We start from the raw sequence: 24,580 nt of genomic DNA on the forward strand, positions 1-24,580 counted from the left end.
AATGTTCTGAACCAGCATTCAGTTTGTCTAAAACTGTTGAAACAGCCGGCATTCAGATTCCTTTTATATCTGCACCTAAACGTACAAAGCCATTGATACAGTAATTATCCGGGATGACTCATGCATAAACATCACACTTTCACACCCCACCTAACAAACAAACTGCCCCTTCACGTTAAGCTAGGCTATGCTATCGGACAAATGGCCGATTCAGTTGCCTACAATTTTTTTTATGTTTTTTATCTGTTTTTCCTTACCAACGTGGCTAACATCCCACCTGCGCAGGCCGGAACCATCGTACTGATAGCTGTTGTATGGGATGCGGTGGCAGATCCACTGGTCGGGCAATTTTCCGACAATATCAGCCTGCACTGGGGTAGAAGGCGGCCGCTAATGCTGGCGGCCATTCTTCCCTACAGCCTACTACTGTTGCTGCTCTATACCGATATTCCAGCTCTTAGCATCAATCAGAAAACGATATATTTCACAATCATTGCCATTCTGTTCTGGTCTACCTACAAAATTTATGTAATTCCCTTTTATACACTTGGTGCAGAAATGACTAACGATTTTGATGAACGTACGTCGGTACGTGTCTGGGCAGGATATGCTCTGAATATAGCGGTGTTGATTTCTTCTTCAGCACCGCCCTTAATCGTTAAATGGATTGTTGATGCTGGCTACAGCGTAAGCAGTGGCTGGCATGGCGTCAGCTTGATATTTGCTGTTGTTACACTAGGAAGTGGCCTTTCGTGCTGGTATCTTACCCGCGGTTACGAATTACCAGCCCAGAAAAAAACATCCTCAGCACTCAATCCAATTCATTTACTGGCTTTTTTCAAAGCAGTTATTTGCAACATGAAAGAAATAGGACGGCTGTCATCAAGTAAATTTCTTGGTGCTTCGGTGTTTTTCTGGTCGGCAGCCTATGCCCTCAGTACCGGCGCACTTTATTATCTGTTTCTAAATAATCTGGCGTACAGCGAAAAGGATGCTGCCATTGCTTTCCTAATATTCAGCCTGCTCGCTCTGGCATGGCTGCCGGTGGTGAATTACACCGCACAGAAATTTGACAAGAAAAATGTCTATTATCTATCCATGCTGATCAGTTCTATCGGTACTGGAATTTTTTTCTTTAGTGGTTTTCCCAGCCCTAGCATGCTACTGCTATATTTAATTCTGCTTCAGCTTGGAAACAGTTATTTTTGGACTATTTACTATGCCATGATGTACGATATCTGTGAGCTGGATGATTTTATCCACAGCAAACGAAGGGAAGGCGCAATTACTTCCCTGATGTCATTTTTACAAAAATTTGGTAGTGCTCTAGCCATCTGGTTTATTGGATTGTATCTAGCTCAGCACGGCTACATTTCGTCCAGCGGGCAACAACATATCATTCAGCCACCTCAAGCACAGTACGCGATTCTAGAACTAAACACATGGATTCATGCACTCGCCGGTATAGTGGCTGCGTTTTTCGCCATAGGCTATCCTCTCACCCGCAGCCGCTATCAGGCATTACTCAGTGCACTAAATGCAAAAAAAGCGTGCAAGCCCCATAATTCCAGCGATTTCAAACAATTACTTTAAATTTTTTTTAAAAAAGTGTATCCTTTTCTCTCCTATAACAAAAAATGAAACTACAAGGAGATGAAATATGTCTAAAAAACGTGCCCGAGAATTAGGTATTCCATTAACAGGTATCACTGGTAAATACAATGCCATTACCGATGTTACAGGTGTAGAAGTCGGCTATAGTACCGTCGTATACGGTACACCAGATGATTACACCGGACCCGGTTCACCTTTTGCCCGGACTGGCGTTACCGCCATTTTGCCCAGAGGTCGGCAGCGAAGTGCCGTTTTTGCTGGTCGGCATGATTTAAATGGTAACGGAGAACTAACCGGTACACATTGGGTGGACGATTCCGGCCTACTACACGGTCCGGTACTGATCACCAATACCAACAGCGTGGGTATTGTGCGCGACACCACCAGCAAATGGATGATTGACAACCATTTTTACTATCCCTATGTTAACAATGGCCAGCCAGTAGACGGAGTTGGTTATTTTTATCCGGTAGTGGGAGAAACTTGGGATGGATTGCTCAACGATATCAACGGATTTCATATCAAACCGAAACACGCTTTAGAAGCCTTGCATAATGCTCATCCAGGGGCGATTGCCGAAGGTAATGTTGGCGGCGGAACTGGTATGATTTGTCATGATTTCAAAGGTGGCACCGGTACTGCATCACGACTGGTCAGCACTGAAGCAGGGAATTTCACGCTGGGGGTACTGGTACAGGCCAACCATGGCATGCGAGACACTTTTCAAATATGCGGAATTCCTCTCAAAGATGAATTCGGTCCGGAAACGATGCCGATTATCAATACCTTTGCCCCCAAACCGGGTACTGGTTCAATTATTGTTATTATCGCCACCGACGCACCCTTACTACCGTGGCAGTTAAGTAAACTGGCTAAGCGTGTACCAATTGGTATTGGCTTACTTGGCGCCTATGGCGATAATGGTTCTGGTGACATTTTTCTGGCGTTTTCTACAGCCAATGAAGATGCATATGGAATTGGGATTAGCAAAATTGATTTTCTGAGTGATGAAATCATCGATCCGTTGTATGTCGCTACCGTAGAAGCTGTACAAGAAGCGGTGCTGAATGCCTTGTGTGCAGCAGAAACTATGGAAGGGCGCGACCATAATCTGGTACAGGCTCTTCCGCAAAACCAACTTGTAGCCATATTAAAAAAATACGGTAAAATTAAATAATTACCTGCTAGTATTACACTACAGCCCGCTAGTAAAGTTAGCGGGCTATTTTGATTTAGCATTTTTTTCTCATCTATCTAAACTAGACTCTCAGATTTGGGTTTTGCCAACCATCTTCAAACACAAAGTTGATCTACTTAAGCAAGATTAGATATTAAATAAAGCAAAGCAATTTGCGACAATCACCCTACTTTCTAGACCACCTTAGACTAATAGTTCAGTATTTCAGATATAAAGAAGAATAAATATTTATAACAACATGTTTTTAAATAAATTAATTTAACAACCACAGTAAAGTCTTCTTTTTTTACATCAGTGCATTTTTTTTACAAAACAATTGTGGCAGAATCAAGATAACTTACAAGAGAGTGCACCACTCTCCATACCTTAATGGGAGTCCTAAAATGTCAATAAAAGAAGTAGTCAGCCTGATAGAAGCAAACGATGCTAAATTTATCGATTTGCGCTTTACCGATACCAAAGGCAAACAACAGCATGTATCTGTCCCTGCCCGAATTGTGCTGGAAGATCCAGAAGAATGGTTTGAAAACGGGCAGGCCTTTGATGGTTCATCCATCGCCGGTTGGAAAGGTATTCAAGCTTCTGACATGACCCTGAAACCGGATGCCTCCACTGCATTCATCGACCCTTTTTATGATGATACAACCGTAGTTTTAACCTGTGACGTTATCGACCCAGCAAATGGTCAGGGCTACGATCGCGACCCGCGTTCCATTGCCAAACGTGCCGAAGCTTATCTGAAGTCAACAGGCATTGGTGATACCGCTTTCTTCGGACCAGAACCTGAATTTTTTGTATTTGACGGCGTAGAATGGCAAACTGACATGAGCGGCACCCGTTACAAAATTCATTCTGAAGAAGCTGCATGGTCCAGTGGCGAATCTTACGACGGCCAAAATACCGGCCACCGTCCGGGTGTAAAAGGCGGCTATTTTCCAGTTGCACCTGTAGATTCAGGACAGGATCTGCGTTCAGCCTGCACCCAGACATTAGAAGCCATTGGTATTCCGGTTGAAGTTCATCATCACGAAGTGGCTACTGCTGGCCAGATGGAAATCGGAACTCGTTTTAACACACTGGTTCGTCGCGCAGACTGGACTCAGGACATGAAATACGTGATTCAGAACGTAGCTCATAATTTCGGTAAAACTGCCACCTTTATGCCAAAACCAATTCTGGGTGATAATGGTTCAGGTATGCACGTACATCAGTCCATTTGGAAAGACGGCCAGAATCTGTTCTCCGGAGACGGCTATGCCGGTCTGTCTGATCTGGCTCTGTATTACATCGGCGGCATCATCAAACATGCCAAAGCACTGAACGCACTTACCAATCCGTCCACCAACTCTTACAAACGGTTGGTTCCGCATTTCGAAGCACCTACCAAACTGGCTTACTCTGCCAAAAACCGCTCAGCTTCTATCCGCATCCCTTATGTAGCCAGTGCCAAAGCGCGCCGTATCGAAGCACGCTTTCCAGACCCTACCGCCAACCCGTATTTGGCGTTTACCGCCTTGCTGATGGCAGGTCTAGACGGTATTCAAAACAAAATTCATCCGGGCGATCCGTCAGATAAAAATCTGTACGACCTGCCGCCAGAAGAAGATGCATTGGTTCCAACCGTCTGCGCCTCTCTGGAGGAAGCATTGGAAGCATTAAAAGCAGACCACGAATTCCTCACTCGTGGTGGTGTATTCAGTCAGGACTGGATTGACAGCTACATCGATTTCAAGAGCGAAGATGTTAAACGCATTCGTATGGCTCCTCACCCACTTGAATTCGAACTGTATTACAGCCTATAAGAGCCCAGCTTTAAACTAATCACTCAGACCGTTCACACTCAGGATCATATTGCTCTCGGCACATTTATCCTGAATGTGTAGCGGTCTTATTTTCAATATAGCTGCATCCAGCATAAACAAAAGCAGCTTAAAGCCAGCCAACATATTCAGCTTAGAACCAAGCAAATTTTCTGCAGCCAATTTCGCAGCACTGGACCTTTTTTTAAATATCCTCATTCATCACAAATCTTCATAACAAAAATCAGAAGTGTATCTTTTTTTTGCGATAAGCATATCACCACACAGCCATTCATAGCAGTTATCACAACGATAAGGTAACATTACGTCTGTCTAAAGTTAAAACATCTTCATTATGACCGCGCAAGATATGCTCGCCACCGTAGACCTTGGTTCAAACAGCTTTCGTCTGCAAATTTGTCATAACCAGAATGGCCATTTACAGGTAGTCGATTCCATCAAGGAAATGGTGCGTCTAGCTGCAGGTCTTGATGAACAGAAAAATCTTGATCAGTCTTCGCAACAACGCGCCCTCGACTGTCTGGCCAGATTCGGTGAACGGCTGCGGGGTTTTAGTCCCGATCAGGTACGTGCTGTGGCCACTAATACTTTCCGAGTAGCCAAAAACATCAGCCAGTTTATGCCTCTTGCCGAAGCCAAACTGGGTTTTCCCATCGACATCATTGCCGGACGCGAGGAAGCACGCCTGATTTACACTGGGGTGGTTCACACCCTGCCACCTAAAGGCGAAAACATGCTGGTTATCGATATTGGTGGCGGTTCAACTGAATTTGTCATCGGGCATGAATTACAGCCTGCCATCACCGAAAGCCTTAGCCTCGGCTGTGTTTCCTACAGTATGCGCTTTTTTCCACGTGGCAAAATAAATAACAAAAATTTTCAGGCCGCCGTCAATAGCGCACGTGCCGAAATACAGCGCATCTCTGTAGCACTCAAAAATATTGGCTGGGGCTATGCTATTGGAACATCGGGTTCAGCCCGTTCCATCCGCGATGTTATCGCCGCTGGAGATGAATCTATTGATGCCATTACTGCAGCGCAGATGCAGAAAATTGCCAGCCGTATCATCGCCGCCGGCAGTACCAAAAAAGCCAGACTAGAAGGATTAAAACCTGATCGCCTGGAAGTTTTTGCCGGCGGGTTGGCCGTAATGACAGCAGCTTTTGCCGAGCTCAGCATCCGCGAAATGACCATTACTGATGCAGCTCTACGCGATGGCGTATTCTACGACATGATTGGTCGCCAGCTTGGCGATGATATGCGCAACCAAACCATTGCTGACTTCCAGAAACGTTACCATGTAGATACTGTTCAGGCACAGAGAGTTGCCACTTTGGCGCAAATGATATTTAGCCACCTCACCGCCTCCATCAGCTCAGATCATCCTGAGCAATGGCAGCAGTACGTTCGCTGGGCAGCATTACTTCATGAAATCGGACTGGATATTTCACACACAGGCTTTCATAAGCACGCTGCCTACATACTGGATCAGGCAGATATGCCCGGCTTTTCGCGCAAAGAACAACACATATTGGCCACGCTCGTATTAGGACAACGTGGCGATTTGCGTAAAATAGCCGAGTTTAGCCAGCAGGAAATGCTGTGGCTTGGTATCTTGTCACTGCGGCTAGCGGTACTATTTTGCCGTGCAAGACAGGATATACAGATACCTGTAAATCACTGTGACATCCACTATCACAAAAACAGCCATCAGCTACTCATCAGTCTTGACAAAGAATGGTTGCAACATAATCCGCTGACCGCCAGTGCTTTATTGCAGGAATCTGCTCTATGGCAGAAAATAGGCCTGCAGCTTGAAATCAAGGCTATCTGAAACCTGTTCAGTGAGGTTGTCCCATGAGTACACCGCAACATGTTTCCAGTAACAAACTGGTTCAGACCCACAACCTACCCAGTCTGGTTCACCGTAGCAACGTGAGCAACATGCCGGCACAATCCATGACCATCATTCAGATTAATGCCAGCCAGTTTCTCAACCACACCTACACCGAAGCTGATATCCGCACAGAAAACATACCGTCTCTCAGCAAAGACAGCCTGACCTGGATTCATCTTGTCGGTATAACAGATAACGACCAATTACATCAGTTATTACAGCCTTTCAACATCCACGAACTGGCGATGGAAGATATACTCAGCCGTAAACAACGTCCAAAAATCGAAGACTACGGTCACTATCTATTTGTCGCTGCACGTATTTTTGTCTATAAAAAGCAGAAACTTCAGTACAACCAAATTTATCTCATCATTGGCCAAAACTACATCATCACCTTTCAGTTCGAACCATTAGGTTTACTACACATCATTCGCAAATACATCCAGCACAATTACAGTAGCATTTACAGCAAAGGCATTGATTTTCTGGCTTATTCATTACTGGACCGTATAGTAGACGATTATTTTGTAACTGTAGATGAATTTGATAACCGCGTAGAAGGACTAGATAAACGCTTATTTAGCAACAGCAACAAAAACCTATTAATGTCCATCCATCAGCTCAAACGCGATGCCATCAGCCTACGCCGTACCCTCTCACCTATACGCGATATCATCGGCCGCATTGTACATAATGAATTTTCTTTATTCAGCCAAGATATACACGTCTATTTACTTGACGTCTACGACCATACGCAGCAACTGATGGAAACACTCGACAGCGCACGCGACACTGTAACAGGCATGATGGATGTACACCTATCCTATCAGTCCAACCACCTTAACGAACAAATGCGCATGCTCACTGTAATTACCATCATTGTCATGCCTCTGAATGTCCTCACCGGCATATATGGGATGAATTTTGATAACATCCCCGAGCTGCACTGGCACTATGGGTACTATATCGTCCTTGGCCTGATGGCAACCATCATCGTTAGCCTGTTAATTTATTTTTACCGGCGCCACTGGTTATAACCTTTACCAGCTTTTATAATTACACACAGTCTTCAAAGAAAGACAATTATTCACATATAAACACACATATCAAAGGTAAAACCATGGTTCCTACACCCTTACCACCGCAAGGTGCACAGCATCAGCTATCTATGTCCGTACTTATGACACCGGCATTGGCAAATTTTCATGGTAACGTTCATGGCGGCGATTTACTCAAATTGCTAGATCAGGTAGCCTATGCCTGTGCCAGCCGCTATTCTGGCGAATACGTCGTAACCCTGTCCGTCGATCAGGTAATTTTTAAAGAGCCCATCCATGTAGGTGAGTTGGTGACCTTTTATGCTTCCGTCAATCATGTAGGCCGTACTTCGATGGAAGTAGGCATACGGGTAGAAGCACAGGATATCCAACACCGTAGTGCCCGCCATACTAATAGCTGTTATTTCAGCATGGTAGCCGTCGATAAAAACGGTAAACCTACTAAAGTACCACCATTATGTATCGGCACTGAAGAACAGGCGCGCCGTTTTCAGGAAGGTGCTATCCGTAAGGAAGCACGCTTGAAAGCAGCTAAAGCCAAACACAAACCAACCGTTTAAATATCTTAGAAAGTTAGCATCAATGTTTACAGGCATCGTACAAGGATTAGGTATCGTCACCGCTATCAGCGATAAGCAGCAATTGCGCACTATACAAGTATGCCTGCCTCTAGGCGCCAGCGATAATCTCTCTATCGGTGCCTCCGTAGCCAACAATGGCTGCTGCCTCACCATCACGGCTATTAAAGGTGATAAAGTCTCTTTCGATATAATGGCAGAAAGCTTGGCCAGAACCAATCTCGGCCAACTAAATATCGGTGATGCCGTAAACATTGAACGCGCCGCCCGTTATGGTGATGAAATTGGTGGCCATATCATGAGCGGACATATTTTTACTACTACAAGCATAACCCGCATTGACGATACCCCGCCTAATCGGACAGTTTGGTTCAAATTACCAGCTAGTGCCGCTCCCTATATTCTCACCAAAGGCTTTATTGGTTTAAATGGATGCAGCCTCACAATCGGTGAGGTAACCACAGAAGAATTCAATGTCCACCTGATACCTGAAACCATGAACAGGACACTTTTTGGAAGATGTCAGGTAAACGATTGCATCAATCTAGAGATAGATGCTCAGACACAGGCAATCGTAGATACAGTGCAAAAATATATGCAATTGCATGCATAAACAATAAATTCATTGCTACACCAAATTTTTAAACCCTGTTTTAAAGCATTCTTATCAGCCATTACTATTTAATAAAAAAGGCAGACGGAAAACCTGAACATTAGAAAAGAACAACAATCCAAACCATTAAATGATAATATATGTAAATAATTACTATATATTATTAATTATATTTAAAATAATAAAGCTATTGCAATTTTTAATTATTTTACACTAGGATACTTATTGTTATGGAATGGTTTATCAGCTGTATGACCACAAATTATTGTAATTTCCAAGGTCGAGCCCGTCGTAAAGAATACTGGTTTTTTACCTTAATAATATTCTTGATTGGCGTTTTAATAGGTATAATCGCATCTGTTCTCGGATTAGAAGAATCAACCATTAAAATGATTCAATTAATTTGGGGTTTAGTATTATTTATGCCAGCCTTAGGGGTACAAGTGCGTCGATTACACGATATCAGTCGTTCTGGCTGGTGGATTTTATTAAACTTAATTCCTATAATCGGCCCACTAGTAATATTTATCTTCAACCTATTGGACTCCACACCGGGTGATAATGAATACGGTCCAAATCCTAAATATTAATACCTTCAACCACCTCTGCAATAATGTTCATGGGGTGGTTAAAAATACTATATAAGAATTTTATTAATATCCAGACTAATATGCTTTATAAATATTCTAGTAAATTAAAATAAAGATAATCTTAACTTAGTATTCAGTTTAATCGGTTTCTCAGATTTAGCTTTATAAGAACGTAAGCACTCAATGAAAAAGCTATATACGAATAATAGTTAAAGATTTATGATAAATAATCATTTCTTCTCTATTTGATAAAGTGTATTTATTAACGTTTTTTAAACAAATCAATGTCAGTTATACCAATGCATGATTAAAAACTTAATACAAAAAATTTCTAAAATCAAAATTTATTCTTAGTCAAAATATAATTTTAATCAAATTTCAAATATATTTAATTTTTCTTTTTAAAAAAAAGCATTCGAGAAATAGATAAATTGTCTAACCAATCAAACTAAATTTAAGCTTGAATAACAAATCATATAAATTAATTTAAATTATATTTGTATGGCATTATTTAAATATAATAACACAGTACAAGATAAACTGCTTGCGAGAAAAAATCATTCAACATAATGCTTTATCGGAATTAAATTAAATACTAAAAAGCGAGACAAATATAACAATAGAATATAATAAAAAGGTTTTCTTATCTTATTTAGCAGGTTTTTTTATGATAGTTTATCAGCGCTTGGCCTATTGATTTAAGTTTGTTTGAGTTGAACAATTGCATGATAATTGCAAAATTGATGATGGAAATACTTACCATCCCCAAACCAAATTACATGAATAATATATTAGCATTATCAATTTTTGTGCCGTATCAATACTAATACACATAATAACCGTCTGGATTTTTGAAATAAAATCCAATAATCTCTATAAAGTAATAATTGTAATCGGTTGTATTTGCGGTATACCCAACATTCTATTATCTTTGAATATTATTTTATTGGTAGTGGTTTTCAAATTTTGCCCGCAGCTTGTTTGGCGGTCTATCTAACCTGATGGTATTTCAAAGGGGATACATATTATCCAATAGACCAAACATCCCAAACATTCCTGAATAAAACCTGAAGAACGACCTAACAATAAAATATTTATAAACACTGCAATAAAATATCGTAAACCAAAGAAGAAACAAAATTTTGTATTTTTTGTATTAACTGATATTTCAATAGTCTGCATATTCCAGCAAACAACAAAGCAGCAAGAGCTTATTGCAGCCTATCTACACAAGTCATCGCGAGTAGTGCAGATTAAAGCATCCGGTATCACCCAATCAGGAGTAAAATACACATTATTTTGCCAAGGGAGCGTTGAAAACATCATGAGCATTGCCACCATTCCAGAAATTATTGCCGACATTAAAGCAGGCAAAATGGTTATTCTTACTGATGCAGAAGACCGTGAAAACGAAGGCGATTTAATTATGGCGGCACAATTTGTTACGCCGGAAGCCATCAATTTTATGATTAAGTACGCCCGCGGACTCGTATGCCTACCTTTAGAAGAAGAAATTGTAGACCGTCTACGCCTGCCCCTGATGACCCAGAATAATGGTGCCCAGTATGGCACCAATTTCACCGTTTCCATTGAAGCAGCTCATGGTATCACTACCGGTATTTCTGCCGCAGACCGTGCTCATACCGTACAGGCAGCTGTTTCACCAGCCGCAAAGGCAGAAGATATTGTACAACCAGGCCATATTTTCCCACTGCGTGCACAAAAAGGTGGTGTGCTGGTACGTACCGGCCATACTGAAGCCAGCGTTGATCTAGCCAAACTGGCTGGTCTGATTCCGGCAGCCGTTATCTGTGAAATCATCAATGATGACGGTACCATGGCAAGGATGCCGGAACTAAAGATTTTTGCCGAAAAACACAACATTAAAATCGGGACGATCGCTGATCTGATAGAGTACCGCAGCCGCCATGAAAGTTTGATAGAAGAATTGGGTGTCAACACCATTCATACTACATGGGGTGATTTCACTCAGCATGTGTATGTAGATCAGCTATCAGGAGAAACTCATCTAGCATTGGTAAAAGGCAATCCAGAAACAGCCGATGAAGTATTGGTTCGGGTACACGAACCATTCAGCGCCATGGATTTTTTACAACCGAATCAGCTACACACATGGCCACTACCGGAAGCCATGGCTCGTATTCAGCAAGCAGATGCTGGCGTAATTATTCTTATGCATCGAACCGAAACCGGTGCTACCCTGCTCGACCGTACTTTACCAAAAGGCACTCATCAGGCCAGACAATGGGACAGCAAAACCTATGGCATCGGTGCACAAATACTGGCCGGACTCAAAGTAAAGCGTATGCGAGTAATGGGTAAGCCATCAGCCTTTACCGGTTTGAATGGTTTTGGTCTTGAAGTATCTGGATTTGAAGAACCTGCTAAATAATATTTCTTTACGAAACAAGTATATATTTTAGTAGCCTATTTGAAATACAATACGCACCCTCAGGCTGTCCGAACTATCTGATGTCATCATCTGCTGCCATCAGATAATTCGGACAGCCTATTGTAATGTGGCTTTCAAGGATAGAATTTCATGCAACTCACCCCACAAAAATGGGCTGCTTCCGGTTTAACTGTTGGCTGCGTGGTTTTCGGGCTCGGCAGTCTGATTGTCAAATTTGTTTCAATTGGTTCCTATGCCGTAGCCCTGTGGCGCGTATTCATAGGTGGCATCGTTTTTTTGCTGCTCAGCCGACATTTTGGACAAAAATTACCAACTAGCGGTACGGCTAAACGGTTTTGTATTCTGTCCGGCGTATTTTTAGGTTTCGATCTGGCTTTCTGGCATGAAAGTATTCACGCTGTTGGGCCTGGAATTTCTACTTTACTCAACAGCATGCAGATTTTTTTTCTAGCTGCCATCGCATGGTTTTTCTTCGGTGAACGACAGAGTAAACTACAATTATTCAGCATGCTGTTGTCTGTAATCGGCATTATACTCATTGCCCATCCTGAGCTGCATCACAACAGCCATGGCGGATACGGCATATTTATCGGCCTGATTTCAGGCGGTGCCATGGCTGCCTCTATGGCCTGTATCCGGCAGGCACATCAGGCAGAACCAGTTTCATTATTTCCACTCATGCTGCTGGTAAGCGTAGGGGCAGTAGCTGCATTAATTGTACCCAGCATTCTGATAGACACTCATCGTTTTTGGCCATCAAGCATGAAGGATGTGCTGCTGATAATGATTTACGGCGTAGTCATGCAATGTTTTGCATGGGGATTGATTGCCTATGCCGTACCCCTCCTATCATTAACCTTAACCGGACTGTTATTACTGAGCGAACCAGTGGCTGCCATATTAATAGACTTTTTTATCCTCAATAAACCCATTAACGCAGTCCAATGGACAGGAACAGCTTTAACTCTTCTAGCCATCTATCTGGGTTCACTCAAACCCAGACACAATCCGAAAAAAACCGCATAGGCATTCCACCCCATCAGCAAATTCGGTAAAATCAGTCCGATAAATACCAGCATTAGCGTTGTAAGAGCGTGAACATATTTGTCTGTTCTTACACTTTACGCTTCTGGCTAAACTGACAAAAGGAAATCAAATGAATATCATTACCCCAGAACATAATGGTACCGGTCTGCATATCGGCATTGTACAGGCACGTTTTACCAATCCGATTGGCGTAGAACTGGTTAAAGCCTGCACTGATCGTCTGGTTAAACTAGGGGTAAACGATAACGATATCACACTGGCCACAGTTCCCGGTGCATTGGAAGTACCTCTGGTATTACAAAGCATGGCTCGCAGCGGAAAATTCGACGCTTTAGTTGCTATTGGCGTAGTGATTCGTGGTGAAACCTACCATTTCGAACTGGTATCCAATGAAGCTGCCGCAGGCGTATCCCGAATCAGTCTAGAACACCAAATTCCGATTGCCAATGCCATTCTTACCACCGAAAATGATGCACAGGCACTGGCACGCATGTATAACAAAGGCAGTGAAGCTGCGGTGGTGGCCATTGAAATGGCCAATTTGCTTAAAACCAAATATTAATTATTTTCCGAACAAGGACACCTTATACATGTCAATGATCACTCCACGCCGGCGTGCCCGTCAGTTTGCAGTACAGGCTCTGTATCAAGCTCAGCTAAACAAAGAAGAATCCGCCGCCATTATTGCCCAGAATATTCGTGACAATGAGTATTTTGCCAAAGCCGACGGCGAATTATTTACACAGATTTTTTTCGGTGCCTATAACAACCAGCGCGATTATATGAAACGAATCCGTCCGCTACTGGACCGACATGAAGACGAGCTGAGTCCAGTGGAGCGTGCTGTATTGTTAATGGCTTGTCATGAACTTTCCGCTATGCCAGAAACACCCCATCCCGTCATTATTAATGAAGCTATAGAAATTACCAAAACCTTTGGAGGAACTGATGGCTACAAATTCATCAATGGGATTCTGGATAAACTTTCTGCCGAACTGAGAACTACATCTTAAAACAAGTTTTATTTTTGCAGAATGACAAGCAGACTGACAAACAGTCTGCTTTTTTTACAAAAGAAGTACTGATCATAATTTATAATATTTAACATATATTACGTAAAATTCATCCTATATTTACAATAGTGTATATAATTTCCTTGAGTATTTTATGCAAAATAAATCTAATATAAAAATTTCAGTTTCAAATCTAGGCATACACCAGCAATACTGTCCTGCTCTGCCAAAAGATGGACTGGAGCTGGCCTCCCCCGCCCATCGTATGAGCGCCGTAATGATCAATCAGGTATTAACTTCTTTGATTTTTATACCTTTATATATTCAAATGTGTTTATCGATCCCAGATAATGCCGATTACGATACAGATAATGCAACTGATCTACATCAGTATCCAAGTCTAGATTTTGTAAGCTGGATAAGCCAGCCTGCCACAAAATTTATTATTGGTTTAACCTTTATTGTACTGATTGTTTATACTTTATGGCAGGTTTACTGGATGAGCAAATACGGACAATCTATAGGTAAACGCATACTTAAAATCTGGGTCATCCGAACAAATGGAGAAAATCCTCGCTTTGCCCGTAATGTAATTTTGCGTGAATTAATTTATCAAATTCTGGTAATTGTTTTTAGTTTAATCACACTCGGTATCGGATATTTTGTATTTATGTTAGTTCCTGCTATGGTATTTATTAAAAAATGGAACCGACGTACATTTCAGGATTTTATGGCTGGTACCATTGTTGTTTCTACTAAAAATACCGTTAAAGATAAAAGAATCAGAATTACACTCCCTAAATGAGCAGCTGTATTTGTGATTGTATAATTAATGTCGATTAAGTAAAAATTACGCCACACCTATTTCTTATGTTGACATACCACTTACATCTAAAACTTAAGAAAAAATACATAGAAATTCAGCAACTATTTTGAATATTAATTTTCAAAACATTGAAAAAACAAATAGCAATCTTTAGAATATTTGATTTTAAATGCTTAAATAATAGCATTGAATTATAAACTTAACCCATCCTTTACAATAACCGATAGACAATTATTATGCCTAATAACCTCGAAAATTTTTATTCTAATCTCGTGGATGCTCAGTCTGAAAAAGAAACAGAAGTTGAACTGGCTAGTCCGTGGAACAGAATTGCCGCCTACATCATCAATACTCTGTTGACATCGATAGTTGTAACACCAGGAATAATCATCCTTATCATAGAAATGATTCGATCAAAATCTATAGGTTATAATCTGATAGGACCTGTATTATGGATAATGATACCGCTAGCCATTTATGGAATCTGGCAAATTATATTAATGAGTAAAAAAGGTCAATCGTTAGGCAAGCGGATGATGAATATCAAAGTTATTGGCATGGATGGACGAAATCCTGGATTTATCGGTACAGTTTTACTCCGTGAAATGGTTTTTAATATGATTGCCACTATTGTTTCGTTAATATTAACGTTTATTTTTGTGGGTCTCTTAAATTTTCCTGACACATTAACCAGTAATTTTTTTGAATATCTAATACCATTTATTCTGCTAGTAATGCTTTTTAGAAAAAAAACCCTCCATCGTACACTTCAGGATTATTTAGCCCGCACAATAGTAATCAAAGTTAATAACTAAACATAGTATGTATGAATTAACTAAATATTTTTATATATAAATTTATTTTTAAAACAACATAGACTGTTTTAAACTATGATGACAAGCATTAGTGAGTCAGTTAACCAAATCAGATAGAGCAGTGATATAAGCTGCTCTATCAACTAACAGATAATCAATATAGAAAACAACTTTATTCATATCATGCTTTGCTTTCACTCACCTTATTATATAAATTTAAATAATTAATCAAATTATGTTTTTAATACAATAATTACCAAATACATTTATGCAAATCAAGAAAATTAGTTTAAAAAAATTTTTTCTAAATATTTTGCAATATGCGCTCATTAATATCAATTAATAATATATTACCATGAAATAATAAGATACTAAGTTCAGCGTCATTTGGAACTATTTCTAAAATAATTGTTTATACTAGGTTTTAATGTATATCGAGTCGGCTAACCGTTTTATCATCTGTTGATTCTTATAAGTATTATCATATTACACATTGTCAGCTGTTATTGGTTCTGAATCTTATCGATATATATAACTGATAATTTCCAATTTTTAATCACAAAATATTTATATGAGCCGTTTTCATTCGATGAGTCTGAAATTAAAGTTGAGCTAGCTTCACCTTAGAAACGTACCATAACGGTTATCGTTAACTGACTTATTTTATATCTGTGATTAATGCTAGGAACGATTTTATTTACCTTTTTGGTGTAATATTCCACAGCAAAATGGCTCAAAAATTCGATATCGTATTAGGTGTTTTTTTACCTTTATAATCTTTTTTGTTGGCCAGAGTATATTAATGAGTACCAAAAGGCAAAAATTTGGCAAAAACTAATAGTCATAATAGTGATCGTGATTAACAGAAACAATCCCAGGTTTATAGGGACAGTTTTAATGCGTTCTGTATTGTCTTTTTTGGGCTAATAGTCATTAATCTAACAATAAATTTGATTATCTATCCAAATATCATTCCTACATTGAATTAACCCAATCATATTGCACTATTTTATGTCATTTGTATGATGATGCTGTTTCGTACTGAGAATTTCCATCGTACGCTTGAAGACTATTTAGCCAAAACAATTGTAATCAGAGCATGCTTTGAGTTTACAAACATCAACTGCCTGCGTACCATAGCTGACAGTTGTTTTACATTTACACATAAAAAACAATACAAGGGAATGCATCATGCCACAATACCGTTCGCAGACATCCACACACGGGCGAAATATGGCCGGTGCGCGTGCACTATGGCGCGCCACCGGCGTCGCCGATCAAGATTTTGGCAAACCAATTATCGCTATTGCCAACTCTTTTACTCAATTTGTACCAGGCCACGTACATCTACACAATATCGGTCAATTGGTTGCACGTGAAATTGAGCGTTCCGGCGGGATCGCTAAAGAATTTAATACTATTGCCGTAGATGATGGCATCGCCATGGGGCATGAAGGTATGCTTTACAGTCTACCCTCACGCGATTTGATTGCAGATAGCGTTGAATATATGGTTAATGCGCATTGCGCTGATGCCTTGGTGTGCATATCCAATTGTGACAAAATCACCCCGGGAATGCTAATGGCATCAATGCGTCTTAATATTCCGACTATATTTGTTTCCGGTGGACCTATGGAAGCCGGTAAAATCATCGCCACTACAGACGGCCAGCAGCACACACGCAAACTGGATCTGATTGATGCCATGATTGAGGCCGGTAACGATAAAATCAGCGATGAAACCGTTGCTAAAGTGGAGCGCAGTGCCTGCCCAACCTGTGGTTCATGTTCGGGTATGTTTACCGCTAATTCTATGAATTGCCTGACAGAGGCACTGGGCTTATCTTTACCCGGTAATGGCTCACTATTGGCCACTCATAGTCTACGCAAAGAGCTGTTCCTTGAGGCCGGCCGACGAATTGTTGAGCTTGCCAAACGCTATTATGAACAGGATGATTGCAGTGTGCTGCCACGAAGTATTGCAACTAAGGCTGCGTTCAATAATGCCATGAGTCTGGATATTGCCATGGGAGGTTCTACCAATACGGTATTACACCTACTTGCCGCTGCGACTGAAGCTGGTGTGAATTTTAAAATGGCAGATATTGATCAGTTGAGCCGGCATGTACCCTGTCTGTGCAAGGTGGCACCGGCCACACAAAAATACCATATGGAAGATGTCCATCGCGCCGGAGGTGTGATGGCCATTCTGTCCCAGCTTAATCGTGCCGGGTTGCTGGATACCAGTGTACACACTGTCCATATGCCTACATTGGCCGAAGCCATCGCCCATTGGGACATCGGCAATCCAGCCAATACTGATGCCCGTCACCGTTATCAGGCAGCTCCGGGCGGTGTACGCTCTACTGAGGCTTTTTCACAAAGCTGCATCTGGCCTGAGCTTGATTTAGATCGCGAAAACGGTTGTATTCGTGATAAAGAGCATGCCTACTCTCAGGATGGCGGTTTGGCGGTGTTGTTTGGTAATCTGGCTGAACGTGGCTGTGTGGTGAAAACCGCCGGTGTCGACGATAGTATTCTGAAATTCACTGGCCGTGCCCGTGTATTTGAAAGTCAGGATGAAGCTGTTGAAGCGATACTGGGTAATCAGATTGTGGCTGGCGATGTTGTCGTTATTCGTTATGAAGGTCCCAAAGGGGGGCCCGGTATGCAGGAAATGCTCTACCCGACCAGTTACCTGAAATCCAAAGGTCTGGGCAAAGCCTGTGCTCTACTCACCGACGGCCGTTTTTCCGGTGGTACATCCGGTTTGTCTATCGGACATGCTTCTCCTGAAGCAGCCGAAGGTGGCAATATTGGGCTGGTGCATGAGGGCGATATCATTGAAATTGACATTCCGCAGCGACGCATACATTTAGCAGTCACCGATGCAGAATTAGCGCAGCGTCGAGCAGAAATGGAAAGCCGTGGTGCTCGTGCATGGAAACCGGTAAAACGTCAACGCCATGTTTCCGTTGCATTGCGCGCTTATGCCGCCATGACTACAAGTGCCGATACTGGTGCTGTACGTGATGTATCTCAGGTAGAGAGACAGGATTAATTAGTCTAAACATTACCCGTTTTGCAACGAAATTAAAACTTGATCTGTAAAACGGGTATTTTTTATACTTAATATAACTCTATTTCTGGTTTTGCTCATAAAAAATTATTTGGCAGCCAAAGTTTCTTAATTATTACATCTACATGATATCAGCAGGAATAGCATGATGCGTGTAATCGTGTTATGTTAACAAGGATATTTCCTGTTTCTTAACTGTCTGACCATGTCTACAGCAGATTTTCCTTTCCCTGTCAGTACCGCCACACAGGCTAAACTGGCCAAGCTCAATATCAATAATATCTGGGATCTGGCTCTGCATCTGCCTTTACGCTATGAGGATGAAACTCATATTACCCCAATTGCCGATGCTCGTGCCGGTATTCCCGTACAGATTGAAGCCACAGTCATTCATCAGCAAATCCAGTTTCGTCCCCGTAAGCAGTTAATCGTACAAGTACAAGATTTATCCGGACATGTTCTGTATCTGCGATTCATTCACTTTTACCCCAGTCAGCAAAAGCAACTAGCAGAAGGAAAAGTGATTCGGGCGTTGGGAGAAATCAGACACGGTTTTTTTGGTGATGAAATGGTGCATCCAAAAATCCGCACTGATATTGAGCAAGGACTATCAGAAAGTCTAACTCCTGTTTATCCCACGGTTAATGGCCTGAATCAACCTGCATTGCGGCGGCTGATTCAGGCCGCACTGAAACATCTGCCTGACGACGATACATTACCTGATGAGCTATTGCAGCAATTGCACTTACCACCATTATTACAAAGTCTGAAATTTCTGCATTCTCCTCCACCAGAATACTCAGTACAGGATTTACATCAAGGCACCTTACCTGCCTGGCAACGATTGAAATTTGATGAGTTACTGGCACAGCAACTATCGATGCGGCTGGCACGCCAGCAGCGATTAAAAGGACATGCTGCAGCTTTATCTGGTGATGGACACATCAGCAAGCTTCTACAGACAAATTTAGGTTTTGCTTTAACCAGTCCCCAGCAACGTGCTATTAATGAAATCAAAACCGATCTGGCACAAACACATCCAATGCATCGTCTATTACAGGGAGATGTAGGCAGTGGTAAAACCATTGTATGTGCACTGGCCGCCGCTATTGCGGTGGAAGCAGGTTTTCAGGTTGCAATAATGGCGCCCACAGAAATTCTGGCAGAACAACATTATCTGAAATTTCAACAATGGTTTGCCTCTCAAGGCATAACAGTTGGCTGGCTCTCGGGCAGTGTGCGCAAAAAAGCTAGAGAAAAAACCAAAACAGAGCTGGCAAATGGAACATTGCAACTCGCTGTGGGTACACATGCCCTGTTTCAGGAAGATGTTTCGTTTCATAATTTGGGTTTAGTCATTGTTGATGAACAGCACCGCTTTGGCGTAGCTCAACGTTTAGCACTGAAAAATAAGGGCAGTGATGTACATCAGTTAATGATGTCTGCTACACCGATACCACGCACATTAGCCATGAGCTTCTTTGCTGATCTGGACGTCTCAGTTATTGATGAATTACCACCGGGACGCACCCCTATAGTAACCCGACTGGTCAACAGTACGCGTCGGCAAGAAGTTGAAAAACTGGTACAACATACCTGCATTCAGGGCCGGCAAGTGTACTGGGTGTGCCCGTTAATTGAAGAGTCGGAAACATTACAGTTACAGACGGCAGTTGATACCGTTGCCCAGTTACAAGCGGCACTACCCCAGCTAAACATTGGCCTGATACATGGGCGCATGAAATCGACGGAAAAAGCAGAAGTGATGGCCGCATTTGCGGCTGGCACGATACAGGTGCTGGTAGCCACAACGGTCATTGAAGTGGGTGTAGATGTCCCAAATGCCAGCTTGATGGTCATTGAACATGCAGAACGGATGGGGCTAGCGCAGCTGCATCAGCTACGTGGTCGTGTGGGTCGTGGTTCTGCGGCCAGTCGCTGTGTTTTATTGTTTAGTGAACCGTTGAGCGATTTGGCAAAAGCCCGTTTGAAAGTGATTTATGAAAATACCGATGGATTTGAGATTGCTCGGCAGGATTTGAATATCCGTGGACCGGGAGAGTTTCTTGGCGCGCGTCAAAGCGGTGTACCAATGCTGCGTTTTGCAAATTTGGAAGAGGACTTGCCCTTACTGGAAAAAGCCCGCAATCTGGCACCATTGCTGATTAATCAGCAACCACAAGTGGTCAGAAAGCATTTACAGCGCTGGCTGGCGCAACGAGCTGCTTATCTTGGTGTATAAAGGATGATGGTTACCGGATTTAAAATCCTACTAACACTTTACTTGCACACAATTTTTAAAAAAATCGATCCCTTTTTAAGTTTTTCATCATTTATAAGTTCAAAATTCCGCTCAAGATTAATCTGTGCATTCTTTAGCTCGTTTTATCTATCGATGTCTGAATGAATTGTTTAGGATTATTGAATATAATTATAATGATTTCATTATTTATCAATATATTAATACCATTTGTATTTATATATTTTTTAAAATTATTTCTTTTTTTATGCCATCTTATACTTGAATGATATTTGGGAAAGCAAACCAGCAACTATCATCGGTTAAGACAAAATCCGAAATTGATTTCAAGTGGCCGTTATTCAACAGTAATAGCTTCAAGCATAACTGATAAACATATATTCTACGTTAGCAGATATATATCTCATTTATAAAATGCAATTATGATTTCAGCCTGACTTTATGACAATCATAAATTATTTAATATTTCAAATATTTATCCCAAATGCGTCATTGTATCTGTATTTTATTACCTATGAATAGTCAGATTATTCTTTTTTCTAGATAAGAAAATAAAAAAAACCTGTTTGAACAATCAAACAGGTTTTTAGAATCTGGCACGCCCACGGGGAATCGAACCCCGGTTACCGCCGTGAAAGGGCGATGTCCTAACCGCTAGACGATGGGCGCGTTAACTTGATGGTGCACCCGGAGCGATTCGAACGCCCGACCCTCTGGTTCGTAGCCAGATACTCTATCCAACTGAGCTACGGGTGCACTGCTTTCGAACTCGTTTAAGAGTCACCGAAAATCAAGAAGCGCGATAATACGCAATAATTTGCTTCTTGGCAAGAAAAAAACCGCACAAAATTAAAAATAATATTTATACACATGATTTAAATAATTATTTATCCATTTAATCAGTGCTAATAATTACAACATGCCAATACCCGACACTTCGCGTGCCAGCTTCGCTGCTGTGTTATCCGTCATCCCGCCAACAAAATCCAGCACTTTCATATAAGCCTGATACAAATTATCGTCACGAGTTAGTTTCTGCTCTTTCAATAATGACAAAGCCAGCTCCTGCCGCTTGCTCATTTTGTCGGTTTTAATAAAGTCATGTACTGCTGGTACCAGCAGACCCATTATCGAACCAAGACAGGGGAAAGTAGCGATTTCGGTAATTAATTTGCTCTGATGACGAAATATGCGTTTACATGCCAAATCCTTAGCAGCATTAAGCGCATCACTAACATCAGGACTTGCCAGCTCAATAAGATCTTTACCGCGAAATTCGCCGTTTAATAAATCTCCATGATACTTGATAAAGGTATGCGCGATATCATCTACAGCACGGCCAATGGCGATACCGCGCAATCGTGCACAGTGTGCCTGACTAGTGTCTGAATGCAAGTTATATTCCTGATTGATCAGTCTAGATAAAATTTGCTCAACTTCTTTTACCTGCAATAGTTCCAGTTCGACTGCATCTTCTAGATCGAGTAATGCATAGCAAATATCATCAGCCGCTTCCATCAGATAGGATAAAGGATGCCGTACCCATTGATTCTCACCCGCAGTAAGCAAGCCTAGCTGTTGTGCTACGCAGCGAATAAAAGGCAGTTCAGTCTGATAAATATTGAATTTACTTCGCCCTTTTTGTGCTGAACTTGTCCAGGGATATTTCATTAAAGCGCCGATAACCGCCGCTGTGAGCCTCATTCCGCCATCATTCTGATACATTTCCAGACTAGCTACCAGACGCAGGCTATGTGCATTACCTTCGTAAGTTTCAATATCATTGCGTTCAACGGCACTGAGTTTATGTAAATAATGGGCATGTTGCGGATCACGGAACCATTCACGCAAAGCCTCTTCACCAGTATGGCCAAATGGCGGATTGCCAAAATCATGTGCTAAACAAGCCACCTGTACAATGGCTCCGATATCAGCTGGGTGACTGTCTGGTGGTAAAAAATCACCTTTTGCAAGCATTACGCCGACTCGATTCCCCAGGCTACGTCCCACACTAGCCACTTCTACACTATGTGTCAGGCGATTGTGTGTGTGGTCATGTAAAGCAAATGGATGCACCTGTGTTTTACGTGCTAGCCGGCGAAAACCACTGGAAAACACCACACGGTCATAGTCTATATGAAAATCTGTACGTAGAGCTTCTGCACCTTCTTCACTGGACGCGGTTACGGTTGGGACGATACTGCCATTGTTCGGTTTAAAACGCTGGGTACTTAACAGTTGTTTCCAGTTCATCCTGTATCGAGATGTTGTATTCATATTTCGGCAGTTGACAAGCTGAATGCTCCCTGATTTTTTCAGTCCAATATCATCTTTATCAGGCATTCAACCTTGTTTCAACTCATTTATTCCTTCGTTATTATGCTGCCTTAATGATAACATGCTGCAATCGGCATCGGAATCAGAATTGATTTTTCCATTCACGTAAACAGGTAAAAACAGCCAGCGGCTGATTAGCATTTTGTCGCGGCAGACCATGTTGTATTGCAGCGGCGATTACCTGCGGCTGGCTGATACGTAAAAAAGGATTGATAGCGCGTTCATGAGCTAATGTAACAGGCAGAGTTGGCAGCGTTTCAGCTTGTCTTGAGGCTTTCTGGATTGCCTCATTATCCGGCTCAATTGCATGCGCAAATCTTAGATTGGCCGCAGTATATTCATGTGCGGGATAGAACAATGTATCAGGAGAAAGACTGTTTAGACGTTGCAAACTGGCAAACATTTTGGCCATGGCTCCGGGAAGCACCCGCCCGCAACCTGCACTGAAAAGTGTATCACCACAAAACACATGTTGCCGGCTCTCGGCATCGGTGAGTATATAAGCCAGATGATCTTCTGTGTGCCCAGGTATGTGCCATACGTATACCTGTTGTCCGAAAGCTGCAAACCGACTCCCTTCTGTAACTGGCCAGTTTACCAGCCTCCATCTATCCGACCCAGTAATCACACACCGTGGAAACTGCTGTAACAAAGCAGAAACCCCGTCGATATGGTCATAATGTGTATGAGTCAGCCAGATGGCACTTAGAGTTATCTCATGCGCAATCAGATAATCAATGACACCTTGCGCTTCTCCGGGATCTACTACAACAGCCTGCTTTTCCTGATGTAACAGCCAGATATAATTATCAGTTAAGGCGGGTATCGGAAGAATCTGCATCACAGCCCACTCCAACTTTAGCACTACAATAACCAATATTGCAACGCAATCAATGTTTTACCATCATGAATCTGATTACTGGCCAACGCTTTACGCACCTCTTCTTTACTGAGTAAAACAGGCTCGATTATCTCATCTTCGTCTGCACTCAGCTTACTATCAGCTTGCACATTTTCAGCAAGATAAAGATACATTTTTTCATCACCAAAGCCTGGAACGGTGTAAAAAGTGTGAATGAGTTTAACTTCTGTGGCTGTATAAGGGGTTTCTTCAGCCAATTCACGCACAGCAGCGTGAGCCGGATCTTCATTTTTTCCATCCAGCTTACCAGCGGGAATTTCAAGTAAGGCTTCCCCTACAGGATAACGCCATTGACGCACCAATACTACTTTTTGTTCTGATGTTACCGCCAACACTGCAGCTGCACCTGGATGCTGCACCACTATCCGTTGCGCCTGATTACCATTGGGCAGACAAACAGTATCTTCAAATACATTGATAAAGGCACCATGATAAACTTCTTCACTGCTGATTTTAGTTTCGGTTAGATTCATAAGAATA

Annotated in this window: 19 protein-coding genes and 2 tRNA genes; 16 read left to right on the top strand and 5 right to left on the bottom strand. The window is 41.8% G+C overall.

Features of this window, described 5'->3' with window-relative positions:
- The first annotated feature begins 120 nt into the window (after nucleotides 1-120).
- The 16 genes from J3U64_RS02150 to recG all read left to right on the top strand — a co-directional run bounded on the left by J3U64_RS02150 (nucleotide 121) and on the right by recG (nucleotide 20,823).
- Nucleotides 121-1,593 carry an MFS transporter gene (locus J3U64_RS02150; RefSeq protein WP_267408119.1) on the top strand — a complete coding sequence of 491 codons (1,473 nt, stop codon included), beginning with the start codon at nucleotides 121-123 and terminating at the stop codon, nucleotides 1,591-1,593.
- 67 nt (nucleotides 1,594-1,660) lie between these two features.
- Nucleotides 1,661-2,791, top strand: coding sequence for a P1 family peptidase (locus J3U64_RS02155; protein ID WP_100139928.1), 1,131 nt, complete (start codon nucleotides 1,661-1,663; stop codon nucleotides 2,789-2,791).
- Nucleotides 2,792-3,195: 404 nt separating this feature from the next.
- A complete protein-coding gene (glnA, locus tag J3U64_RS02160) occupies nucleotides 3,196-4,614 on the top strand; it encodes a type I glutamate--ammonia ligase (RefSeq protein WP_100139927.1) in 1,419 nt (472 codons plus the stop codon).
- A gap of 352 nt (nucleotides 4,615-4,966) precedes the next feature.
- A complete protein-coding gene (gene ppx / locus J3U64_RS02165) occupies nucleotides 4,967-6,466 on the top strand; it encodes an exopolyphosphatase (protein WP_267408120.1) in 1,500 nt (499 codons plus the stop codon).
- 23 nt (nucleotides 6,467-6,489) lie between these two features.
- On the top strand, nucleotides 6,490-7,566 hold the full coding sequence (gene corA, locus J3U64_RS02170; protein WP_267408121.1) for a magnesium/cobalt transporter CorA: 1,077 nt from the start codon (nucleotides 6,490-6,492) through the stop codon (nucleotides 7,564-7,566).
- An 83-nt stretch (nucleotides 7,567-7,649) separates the two neighbouring features.
- Complete coding sequence (locus tag J3U64_RS02175) at nucleotides 7,650-8,147, top strand: acyl-CoA thioesterase (protein ID WP_100139923.1); 498 nt, start codon at nucleotides 7,650-7,652, stop codon at nucleotides 8,145-8,147.
- 22 nt (nucleotides 8,148-8,169) lie between these two features.
- Nucleotides 8,170-8,778 carry a riboflavin synthase subunit alpha gene (locus J3U64_RS02180; RefSeq protein WP_267408122.1) on the top strand — a complete coding sequence of 203 codons (609 nt, stop codon included), beginning with the start codon at nucleotides 8,170-8,172 and terminating at the stop codon, nucleotides 8,776-8,778.
- Nucleotides 8,779-9,008: 230 nt separating this feature from the next.
- On the top strand, nucleotides 9,009-9,368 hold the full coding sequence (locus tag J3U64_RS02185; protein ID WP_267408123.1) for a DUF805 domain-containing protein: 360 nt from the start codon (nucleotides 9,009-9,011) through the stop codon (nucleotides 9,366-9,368).
- A gap of 1,324 nt (nucleotides 9,369-10,692) precedes the next feature.
- The gene (ribBA, locus tag J3U64_RS02190; RefSeq protein ID WP_370386422.1) at nucleotides 10,693-11,781 is read left to right on the top strand and encodes a bifunctional 3,4-dihydroxy-2-butanone-4-phosphate synthase/GTP cyclohydrolase II; all 1,089 of its coding nucleotides are present in this window, start codon (nucleotides 10,693-10,695) and stop codon (nucleotides 11,779-11,781) included.
- 150 nt (nucleotides 11,782-11,931) lie between these two features.
- A complete protein-coding gene (locus tag J3U64_RS02195) occupies nucleotides 11,932-12,828 on the top strand; it encodes a DMT family transporter (RefSeq protein ID WP_267408124.1) in 897 nt (298 codons plus the stop codon).
- 130 nt (nucleotides 12,829-12,958) lie between these two features.
- A complete protein-coding gene (gene ribH, locus J3U64_RS02200) occupies nucleotides 12,959-13,411 on the top strand; it encodes a 6,7-dimethyl-8-ribityllumazine synthase (RefSeq protein ID WP_100139918.1) in 453 nt (150 codons plus the stop codon).
- A gap of 34 nt (nucleotides 13,412-13,445) precedes the next feature.
- A complete protein-coding gene (gene nusB, locus J3U64_RS02205) occupies nucleotides 13,446-13,862 on the top strand; it encodes a transcription antitermination factor NusB (RefSeq protein ID WP_100152718.1) in 417 nt (138 codons plus the stop codon).
- Nucleotides 13,863-14,016: 154 nt separating this feature from the next.
- Nucleotides 14,017-14,667 (top strand): RDD family protein, encoded by a 651-nt coding sequence (locus J3U64_RS02210; protein WP_267408125.1) that lies wholly within the window; start codon nucleotides 14,017-14,019, stop codon nucleotides 14,665-14,667.
- A 257-nt stretch (nucleotides 14,668-14,924) separates the two neighbouring features.
- Entirely contained in the window at nucleotides 14,925-15,503 is a 579-nt protein-coding gene (locus J3U64_RS02215; protein ID WP_267408126.1) for an RDD family protein, read from the top strand.
- Between the two features lie 1,191 nt (nucleotides 15,504-16,694).
- Nucleotides 16,695-18,563, top strand: a complete 1,869-nt coding sequence (gene ilvD, locus J3U64_RS02220; protein ID WP_267408127.1) for a dihydroxy-acid dehydratase — start codon at nucleotides 16,695-16,697, stop codon at nucleotides 18,561-18,563.
- A gap of 223 nt (nucleotides 18,564-18,786) precedes the next feature.
- A complete protein-coding gene (recG, locus tag J3U64_RS02225) occupies nucleotides 18,787-20,823 on the top strand; it encodes an ATP-dependent DNA helicase RecG (RefSeq protein WP_267408128.1) in 2,037 nt (678 codons plus the stop codon).
- A 612-nt stretch (nucleotides 20,824-21,435) separates the two neighbouring features.
- Here recG and J3U64_RS02230 read toward each other — a convergent pair.
- The 5 genes from J3U64_RS02230 to J3U64_RS02250 all read right to left on the bottom strand — a co-directional run bounded on the left by J3U64_RS02230 (nucleotide 21,436) and on the right by J3U64_RS02250 (nucleotide 24,573).
- Nucleotides 21,436-21,510: transfer RNA gene (locus J3U64_RS02230), tRNA-Glu, on the bottom strand.
- A 10-nt stretch (nucleotides 21,511-21,520) separates the two neighbouring features.
- Nucleotides 21,521-21,597, bottom strand: a tRNA-Arg gene (locus J3U64_RS02235).
- A gap of 156 nt (nucleotides 21,598-21,753) precedes the next feature.
- Entirely contained in the window at nucleotides 21,754-23,094 is a 1,341-nt protein-coding gene (locus J3U64_RS02240; protein WP_267408129.1) for a deoxyguanosinetriphosphate triphosphohydrolase, read from the bottom strand.
- Nucleotides 23,095-23,260: 166 nt separating this feature from the next.
- Nucleotides 23,261-24,019, bottom strand: coding sequence for a hydroxyacylglutathione hydrolase (gloB, locus tag J3U64_RS02245; RefSeq protein WP_267408370.1), 759 nt, complete (start codon nucleotides 24,017-24,019; stop codon nucleotides 23,261-23,263).
- Nucleotides 24,020-24,042: 23 nt separating this feature from the next.
- Nucleotides 24,043-24,573, bottom strand: a complete 531-nt coding sequence (locus J3U64_RS02250) for an NUDIX hydrolase (protein WP_267408130.1) — start codon at nucleotides 24,571-24,573, stop codon at nucleotides 24,043-24,045.
- Nucleotides 24,574-24,580 lie beyond the last annotated feature (7 nt).

Source organism: Snodgrassella sp. B3800 (assembly GCF_026535865.1).
Lineage (GTDB): Bacteria > Pseudomonadota > Gammaproteobacteria > Burkholderiales > Neisseriaceae > Snodgrassella > Snodgrassella alvi_E.